Source organism: Actinosynnema sp. NPDC059335 (assembly GCF_042752395.1).
In the GTDB taxonomy this organism is placed as follows: Bacteria; Actinomycetota; Actinomycetes; order Mycobacteriales; family Pseudonocardiaceae; genus Actinosynnema.
Genome location: NZ_JBHYXZ010000248.1, coordinates 1 through 8,112, shown reverse-complemented (window position 1 = coordinate 8,112; position 8,112 = coordinate 1). Strand labels below are relative to the sequence as shown.

The window sequence follows — 8,112 nt, the reverse complement described above, 5'->3', positions numbered from 1 at the left end:
GCCCCCGCCGCCTCCGTGGGCCCCCCCCTGCTGGGTGCCCGTCCCGCACACCCCCCCCCCCCCCCCCGGACCGCACTCAGCACCCCCCGGAACCCCCACCCCACCTCACCCCTCACCCCCCGCCACCCCTGCAACCACCCACCTCCGCCGATAAGGTCAACCGGGTCTGTCCCGCAAGATCACGTGTGGAGGACCTGATGAGCCTCGAGCGCCCCGTCGCGCCCGACCCCTACGCCCTGCTCCCGCAGGTGGCGTCGTTCACCGTCAGCTCGACCGACGTGTCCGACGGCCAACCGCTGTCCGAGGCGCACCTGTTCGAGGGCGGCAACACCTCACCGCAGCTCAGCTGGACCGGCTTCCCGGAGGAGACCAAGAGCTTCGTCGTCACCTGCTTCGACCCGGACGCGCCCACGCCGTCCGGCTTCTGGCACTGGGTCGTGGTGAACCTGCCGGCGTCCGTCACCTCGCTGGACACCGGCGCGGGCAGCTCGGACGACGCGCTGCCCGGAGGCGCGTTCCACGTGCGCAGCGACTTCGGCACCCGCGCGTTCGGCGGGGCCGCGCCGCCGCCCGGCGACCAGGTGCACCGCTACTACTTCGTGGTGCACGCCGTGGACGTCGAGAAGCTGGACGTGGACGGCGACGCCTCCCCCGCCGTGGTGAGCTTCAACCTGGCGTTCCACACGCTGGCCCGCGCGATCCTCGTGCCGACCTACGCGCACTGACGCCCGCGCCCACCACACGGCACCGACACCAGCACCCACCCGCACGTCGCGCGGACACACCACCGACGTGCACGTCGTCACACGCACCGACCTGCACGTCGCGCGGACACACGCACCGATGCCGGGAACAAGTGCCTCACGTCGCGGGTTGGAGCACGACGTGAGGCACTTCGACCTGGTCATCATCGGCACCGGTTCCGGCAACTCCATCGCGGACGAGCGGTTCGCCGGCTGGAACATCGCGATCGTCGAGAAGGGCGTCTTCGGCGGCACGTGCCTGAACGTCGGGTGCATCCCCACGAAGATGTTCGTGCACACCGCCGACGTCGCCGCCGCGCCCGCCTCGGGCGCGCGGCTGGGCGTGGACGCCCACCTGGACGGCGTGCGGTGGGCCGACGTGCGGGACCGCATCTTCGGCCGCATCGACCCCATCTCCGAGGGCGGCCGCCGCTGGCGGGCCGAGGAGAACGCGAACGTCACCGTCTACCCGGGCACGGCGCGGTTCACCGGCCCGAAGACCCTCGACACCGGCACCGGTGAGGTGATCACCGCGGACCGGTTCGTGCTGGCCGCGGGCAGCCGCCCGGTGATCCCGGACGTCGCCGACCTCGACTCGGTCGGCTACCACACCAGCGACACCATCATGCGGCTGGACGAGCTGCCCCCGCGCCTCACCATCCTGGGCAGCGGTTTCGTCGCGGCGGAGTTCGCGCACGTGTTCTCGTCGTTCGGGGTGGCGGTGACCGTCATCGCGCGGTCGGACCTGCTCCTGCGCCACGAGGACCGCGAGGTCGCCACCCGGTTCACCGAGCTGGCGGCCGAGAAGTGGGACGTGCGGCTCAAGCGCAAGGCGGTGCGGGCCGAGCGGGTCGACGGCGTGGTGCGGCTGCACCTGGAGGGCCCGGACGGCGAGGAGGTCGTGGAGTCCGAGGAGCTGCTGGTCGCGGTCGGCCGCACGCCGAACTCCGACCTCCTCGACCTGGCCGCCACCGGCGTGGACGTGCACCCCGACGGCCGCGTGGTGGTGGACGCGCACCAGCGCACCTCCGTCGAGGGGATCTACGCGCTGGGCGACATCAGCTCGGAGTACCAGCTCAAGCACGTGGCCAACCACGAGGCGCGGGTCGTGCAGCACAACCTGCTGCACCCGGACGAGCCGATCTCCTCCGACCACCGGTTCGTGCCGGCCGCCGTCTTCTCGTCGCCGCAGATCGCGTCGGTCGGGTTGACCGAGGAGCAGGCCGTCGAGCGCGGTGTGCGGTACGTGGCGGCGTCGCAGGCGTACGCGTCCATCGCGTACGGCTGGGCGATGGAGGACACGACCGGGTTCGCGAAGGTGCTGGCCGACCCGGACACGGGCCTGATCCTGGGCGCGCACGTGATCGGGCCGCAGGCGTCGAGCGTGATCCAGCCGGTGATCCAGGCGATGAGCTTCGGCCTGGACGCCCGGACCATGGCGCGCGGCCAGTACTGGATCCACCCGGCGATGCCCGAGGTGATCGAGAACGCGCTGCTGAACCTGCCGCTGCACTGACCGACGCGCACTGACCGACGCGCGGCTCGGCGAAGCGAAGCCACGCCACGCGGCACGGTCAGCACAGCCCGCGGAGGTCACGAACCCCGCGAGCCACGCGAGCCCACGCCGTCACGAGCCCACACGATCCGCGAGCCCCACGAAGTTCCACGGGGAGACCCGGCCGACCCCTCGCGCAGCCGGGTCTCCCCGTTCGTGTCCGTAATCGACACATCGCCCTCGCAACACGAGGCGTTATCAGTTACACCGTCCGCGGACGCCCGGCGATCCACCCGAGCCCGGTCAGCAGGACCAGCAGACCCACCAGGACCAGCATGGACACCGTCCAGGTGCCGGTCGCGCCCCGCAGCACGCCGAACGCGAACGGCCCGGTGGCGGAGATCAGGTAACCGATGCTCTGCGCCATCGCCGACAGCCGGGCGGTGTCCGCACCGGACGACGTGCGCAACGAGATCATCACCAGGGCGAGCGGGAAGATCCCCATGCCCACCCCGATCAGCACGACCCACAACCCGGGCGCGGCGGCGGGGGCCAGGGCCAGCCCCAGCACGCCCAGCACCGAGAGCACGCCCAGCACCAGCACCATCCCGGACTGGCTGCGCCACCGCGCCGCCAGCGGCGGGACGACGAGGCTCACCGGCACGCCCAGCACCATCGTGATCGCCAGCAGCACGCCGGCCGTGGTCCGCCCCACCCCCGCGTCGCCCAGGATCTGCGGCAGCCAGCCCATCACCGTGTACGCGAGCAGGGACTGCAGGCCGAAGAACACGGTGATCACCCACGCCAACGGGCTGCGGAACATCGAGCGGCCCGCGCCCGCCTTCCGCGCCACCGGCCGCGCCGACGCCGCACCGTGCCGCGCGCCCGCCGACCACACCAGCAGCGCCGCCAGCGACAGGAACGCCCACGCGCCGACGGCCAACCGCCACGACCCCAGGGCCGACTCCAGTCCCGGGGTGATCGCCGCGCCGACCGCCGCACCGGCCGCGAGCGCGGCGGTGTAGACGCCGGTCACCAGGCCGACCCGGGTCGGGAACGACTCCTTGACCACCACCGGGATCAGCACGTTGCACACCGCGATGCCCGCGCACGCGATGAACGTGCCGCCGAGCACCGCCGCCGGGCCGTCCACCACCCGCAGCACCAGGCCGACCGTCAGCACCAGCAGCGACAGCCCGACCGCCCGCGCCATGCCGAGCCGTCGCCCGAGCCACGGCGCGAGGAACGCGGCGAACCCGAAGCACAGCGTCGGCACGGCCGTGAGCAGGCTCGTCCACGCGGTCGAGACGCCCAGCGAGGCGCGCACGTCGCCCAGCACGGAGGCCAGGCTGGTGACCGCCGGCCGCAGGTTGGCCGCGGCCAGCGCTACGCCGATCGCCAACAGGGTGCTGCCGACCAGGGCAACTTGACGGGTACGGCGCACCTCACCCCCGGCGGTGCGGCCAGGATGGTCGGCGATCGTCGCGTTGGCACCGGGATCGGTGGCAATGTGGGCAGTCGACGATGACCAGTCTGGCCGGGTCTGCTGGATTGGCACGCGGCTACTATCGCAGACATGGGATGTTCGGATGAAAGGATGGCGCTGTGCCGTTGGCCACTACTCGGCGGGCCGGGCTCGTCGACCAGGTGATCGACCAGATGAGGGGCGCGATCACCGCCGGTGAATGGCCGGTCGGACGCCGGATCCCGCCGGAGCCCGAGCTGGTCACCGCCCTGGGTGTGGGCCGCAACACCGTGCGGGAGGCGGTGCGCGCGTTGTCCCACGCCGGGCTGCTGGAGGTGCGCCAGGGCGACGGCACGTTCGTCCGCGCGACCAGCGAGCTGTCCGGGGCCGTCCGCCGGCTGTGCGGCAACGAGCTGCTGGAGGTGCTGCAGGTCCGCCGCACGCTGGAGGTCGAGGGCGCACGCCTGGCCGCCACCCACCGCACCGACGACGAGGTGCGCCGCCTGGAGGAGCTGCTGGCCGAGCGGGACGAAGCGCTGGCCGCCAAGGACTGGGCGCGGCTGGTCGAGCGGGACACCGCGTTCCACGTGCTGCTCGTCCAGTGCTCGCACAACACCCTGCTGGCCGAGCTGTACCAGGGCCTGACCGAGGCGGTCCGGGCCAGCATCACGGCCACCGTGGAGAACGACCACGAGGACGACCAGGTCTCGCACACCGGCCTGGTGGAGGCGGTGCGCGACCGCGACGCGGCGCGGGCCGCGGCCGAGGCGGGCGGCTTCCTGGAGGAGCTGCTGGAGCGCCACAAGGACTGACGACGGCGACCGGATCACGGATCGAAACCGTCCGTGATCGGTCCTACGCTCGCAGTCATGAGCGCAACGGCCTCCGCGGCCACCTCCACCGGCGCACTCCCCACCGCCACCGGCACGACTGCCGCCACCGCCGCCGGCACGTCGGCCGACACCGACACGTCCACCGGTGCCGGCACCGACACGTCCACCGGCACGTCCGCCGACGTCGATGCCGGCACGTCCGCCGACACCGATGCCATCACGCCGTTCCGGGTCGAGATCCCGCAGGCCGACCTCGACGACCTGCGGGCCCGCCTCGCCGCCACGCGGTGGCCGGTCGACCTGCCCGACGCCGGCTGGGACTACGGCGTGCCGCTGCCCTACCTGCGCGAGCTGGCCGACCACTGGCTGCACCGCTACGACTGGCGCGCGTGGGAGGCGAAGCTCAACGCCCACCCGCAGTTCACCACCACGATCGACGGCCAGACCGTGCACTTCCTGCACGTGCGCTCGGCGCGGCCGGACGCGCTGCCGATCGTGCTGACCCACGGGTGGCCCGGTTCCGTGGTGGAGTTCCTGGGCGTGATCGAGCCGCTGTCACGGGACTTCCACCTGGTGATCCCGTCCATTCCCGGCTTCGGCTTCTCCGGGCCGACCCGCGAGAAGGGCTGGGACGTGCCGCGCATCGCCCGCGCCTGGGCGGAGCTGATGCGCCGGCTCGGCTACGGCCGCTACGGCGCGCAGGGCGGCGACTGGGGCTCGCCGATCTCCCGCGAGCTGGGCATCGTGGACGCCGAGCACGTCGTCGGCGTGCACCTCAACCTGCTGCTCACCTTCCCGGGCGACGACACGTCCGGGCTCACGGACGCCGACCTGGAGCGGCTGGCCTGGAACGCGACGTTCCGGGAGAAGTCCGCCTACGTGCAGCTCCAGGGCACCCGGCCGCACACGGTCGCGTACGGGCTGCACGACTCGCCCGTAGGCCAGCTCGCGTGGATCGCGGAGAAGTTCAAGGAGTGGACCGACTCCACCGACCGCCCCGAGGACGCGGTGGACCGCGACCTGCTGCTGACCAACGTGTCCGTCTACTGGTTCACCGGCACCGCCGGCTCGTCCGCCCGGCTCTACAAGGAGGCCGCGGCCATGTGGAACGGGTACGAGCCCTCGTCCGCGCCGACCGCCGTGGCCGTGTTCCCGCGAGAGGTCGTGCTGCCCGTGCGGCGGATCGCCGAGCGCACCGACAACATCGTGCGGTGGACGGAGTTCGACCGGGGCGGGCACTTCGCGGCGCTGGAGCAGCCGGACCTGCTGGTCGAGGACGTCCGGGCGTTCTTCCACGGCCTCGACCGGCGGTAAGGGCTCGCACCTCGGGGCGGAGGTCTCCCACGGCGGCGGATTTCCGCGGGAGACCCCCTGGTGAGTGGCTCGTGCTCCCCCGCTCCCACATCGTTGGTCGCCGGAACCGGGCGCGGCGTAACGGCCGGATGCCTGATCGTTACCCGGTCAAGCCGTCCGGCCTCGCTCGAGCCGTACCGCCTCGCCCAAGCGGTCTCGTCTTGCCCAAGCGGTCTCGTCTTGCCCAAGCGGTCCCGTCTTGCCCAAGCGGTCCCGTCTTGCTCAAGCCGTCTCCCGCTGGTCCCAGCAGTCCCGCAACGCGGCCAGCGTGGCGGTCACGGCGGGGCGGCGGGTGGCCTGCGTCCGCCACACCGCGAACACCCGGCGGGTGGGCGTCGGCCGGAACGGCACCGCCCGCACCGAGTCCGGCAACGCCCCGCGACCCAGCCGGGGCAGCAGCGCCACGCCGATCCCCTTGGCCAGCAACGCCAACTGCGTCTCGTACTCGGCGATCCGGTAGGCCAGGTCGGGCTCCATGCCCGCGCCGCGGAAGGTGTTCACCAGCCAGTCGTGGCAGATCGTGCCCTCCGGCTGGCAGATCCACCGCTCGCCGGCCAGGTCCTCCGGCACCACCGACTCCCGGTCCGCCAACGGGTGCCCGGCCGGGAGCAGCACGTCGGCGACGTCCTCGCCGAGGCGCGTCCGCGACACCGGCTCCGGCACGGCCAGCGGTGCGTTGACCCAGTCGTGCGTGACGGCCAGGTCCAGCTCGCCGCGCGCCACCGCCTCCAGGCCGACCGGCGGGTCCAGCTCGACCAGCCGCACGTCGAGCTGCGGGTGCCGCTCGGCCAGCCGGACGAGCGTCGCGGGCAGCAGGCCGCGGGCCGCCGTGGCGAACGCCCCGACCCGCAGCTCGCCCACGGCCGCGCCGCGCTGCTCCTCCAACGCCACCTCGGCGTGCTCGACCAGCGCGAGCACCTGCTTGGCGGTGGCCGACAGCAGGTGCGCCGCGTCGGTCAGCGCGACTCCCCGGCCACGGCGCTCCAGCAGCGTGGTGCGGGTCTCGCGCTCCAGCTTGGCGATCTGCTGCGAGACCGCCGAGGGCGTGTAGCCCAACGCCGTCGCCGCCGCGCCGACCGAGCCGTGCTGGGCCACCGCGTGCAGCGCGCGGAGCCGTCCGAGATCCAACATGTAGCGATCCTAAACCCAAAGCTTAAAGAATCATCGCTAGTGCTAAACGGTGGGACGGCTGAGACTCGGGGACGTGAAACCACGTCACGTCGCGATCGCGGTGCTCGTCGCCACCATCTGGGGGGTCAACTTCGTCGTCATCAAGGTCGGTCTGCGCGACTTCCCGCCGCTGCTGTTCTCCGCGCTGCGGTTCCTGGCCGCCGCCGTGCCCGCGCTGTGGTTCGTCGGGCGGCCCAAGGTGGCGTGGAAGTGGGTCGTCGCGGTGGCGTTGGCGCTGGGCGTGGCGAAGTTCGGGTTGCTGTTCGTCGGGATGGCCGCCGGGATGCCGGCCGGGTTGTCGTCCCTGATGTTGCAGAGCCAGGTGTTCTTCACCGTGCTGTTCGCCGCCGTGCTGCTGCGGGAACGCCCGCGGCCGGTGCAGTTGGCGGGGATGGCCGTGGCCGCCGTGGGGATCGCGGTGATCGGCTTCGACTACGGCGTCGGCAGCCCGATCGGCGCGTTCCTGCTGGTGGTGCTGGGTGCGGTGGCGTGGGGCCTGGCCAACGTCGCCACCCGCTACGCCCGACCGCCGGACCCGCTCAACTTCATCGTGTGGGTCAGCGCGGTGGCGGTGCTGCCGTTGTTCGGGCTGTCGCTCGTGTTCGAGGGGTGGAGCGCCGACCTGGCGGCGGTACGGGGGCTGAGTTGGACCGGGGTGGGGGCGATCCTGTTCATCGCCTGGGTGTCGACGCTGCTCGGGTTCGGGTTGTGGAACCTGTTGCTGCGGACGTACGAGGCGAGCGCCGTGGTGCCGTTCGCGCTGCTGGTGCCGGTGGCGGGGATGTTGTCCGGGTGGTTGTTGCTGGGTGAGGCGGTGACGCCGGTTCGGCTCGGGGCGGCGGTGCTGGTGATCGCGGGCATGGCGGCGACGACGGTGCGACGGCGGGAGCCGGTGGTGGAGCGGGAGTTGGTGGGGGTGGGTTCGGTTGCGGGGTCGGGGTCGGGGTGAGGAGCGTGGTGGTGCGGTTCGGCTCGATTTGACATGGGGCCCTTACGGGTCTGTCTCTTATACACAAATCCGAGCCCACGACACACATCCAAATCTCTGTATAC

7 protein-coding genes are annotated in these 8,112 nt (G+C 72.4%); 5 read left to right on the top strand and 2 right to left on the bottom strand.

The genetic code is table 11. From position 1 onward, the window contains the following. Nucleotides 1–197 precede the first annotated feature (197 nt). Nucleotides 198–725 (top strand): YbhB/YbcL family Raf kinase inhibitor-like protein, encoded by a 528-nt coding sequence (locus ACFXGA_RS38535; protein ID WP_378097611.1) that lies wholly within the window; start codon nucleotides 198–200, stop codon nucleotides 723–725. A gap of 160 nt (nucleotides 726–885) precedes the next feature. After that, entirely contained in the window at nucleotides 886–2,259 is a 1,374-nt protein-coding gene (locus ACFXGA_RS38530) for a mycothione reductase (protein WP_378097609.1), read from the top strand. A 241-nt stretch (nucleotides 2,260–2,500) separates the two neighbouring features. Here the strand turns inward: ACFXGA_RS38530 and ACFXGA_RS38525 are convergent, their stop codons facing one another. Next, complete coding sequence (locus ACFXGA_RS38525) at nucleotides 2,501–3,682, bottom strand: MFS transporter (protein ID WP_378097606.1); 1,182 nt, start codon at nucleotides 3,680–3,682, stop codon at nucleotides 2,501–2,503. A 161-nt stretch (nucleotides 3,683–3,843) separates the two neighbouring features. On the opposite strand from ACFXGA_RS38525, the gene ACFXGA_RS38520 reads away from it, so the two are divergent. Both ACFXGA_RS38520 and ACFXGA_RS38515 read left to right on the top strand, forming a co-directional pair. After that, complete coding sequence (locus ACFXGA_RS38520; protein ID WP_378097603.1) at nucleotides 3,844–4,515, top strand: FadR/GntR family transcriptional regulator; 672 nt, start codon at nucleotides 3,844–3,846, stop codon at nucleotides 4,513–4,515. Nucleotides 4,516–4,572: 57 nt separating this feature from the next. Then, nucleotides 4,573–5,850, top strand: a complete 1,278-nt coding sequence (locus tag ACFXGA_RS38515) for an epoxide hydrolase family protein (RefSeq protein WP_378097600.1) — start codon at nucleotides 4,573–4,575, stop codon at nucleotides 5,848–5,850. Between the two features lie 261 nt (nucleotides 5,851–6,111). On the opposite strand, the gene ACFXGA_RS38510 is transcribed toward ACFXGA_RS38515, so the two are convergent. Further along, on the bottom strand, nucleotides 6,112–7,020 hold the full coding sequence (locus tag ACFXGA_RS38510; protein ID WP_378097597.1) for a LysR family transcriptional regulator: 909 nt from the start codon (nucleotides 7,018–7,020) through the stop codon (nucleotides 6,112–6,114). A 73-nt stretch (nucleotides 7,021–7,093) separates the two neighbouring features. On the opposite strand from ACFXGA_RS38510, the gene ACFXGA_RS38505 reads away from it, so the two are divergent. Then, nucleotides 7,094–8,008, top strand: a complete 915-nt coding sequence (locus tag ACFXGA_RS38505) for an EamA family transporter (protein WP_378097594.1) — start codon at nucleotides 7,094–7,096, stop codon at nucleotides 8,006–8,008. Nucleotides 8,009–8,112 lie beyond the last annotated feature (104 nt).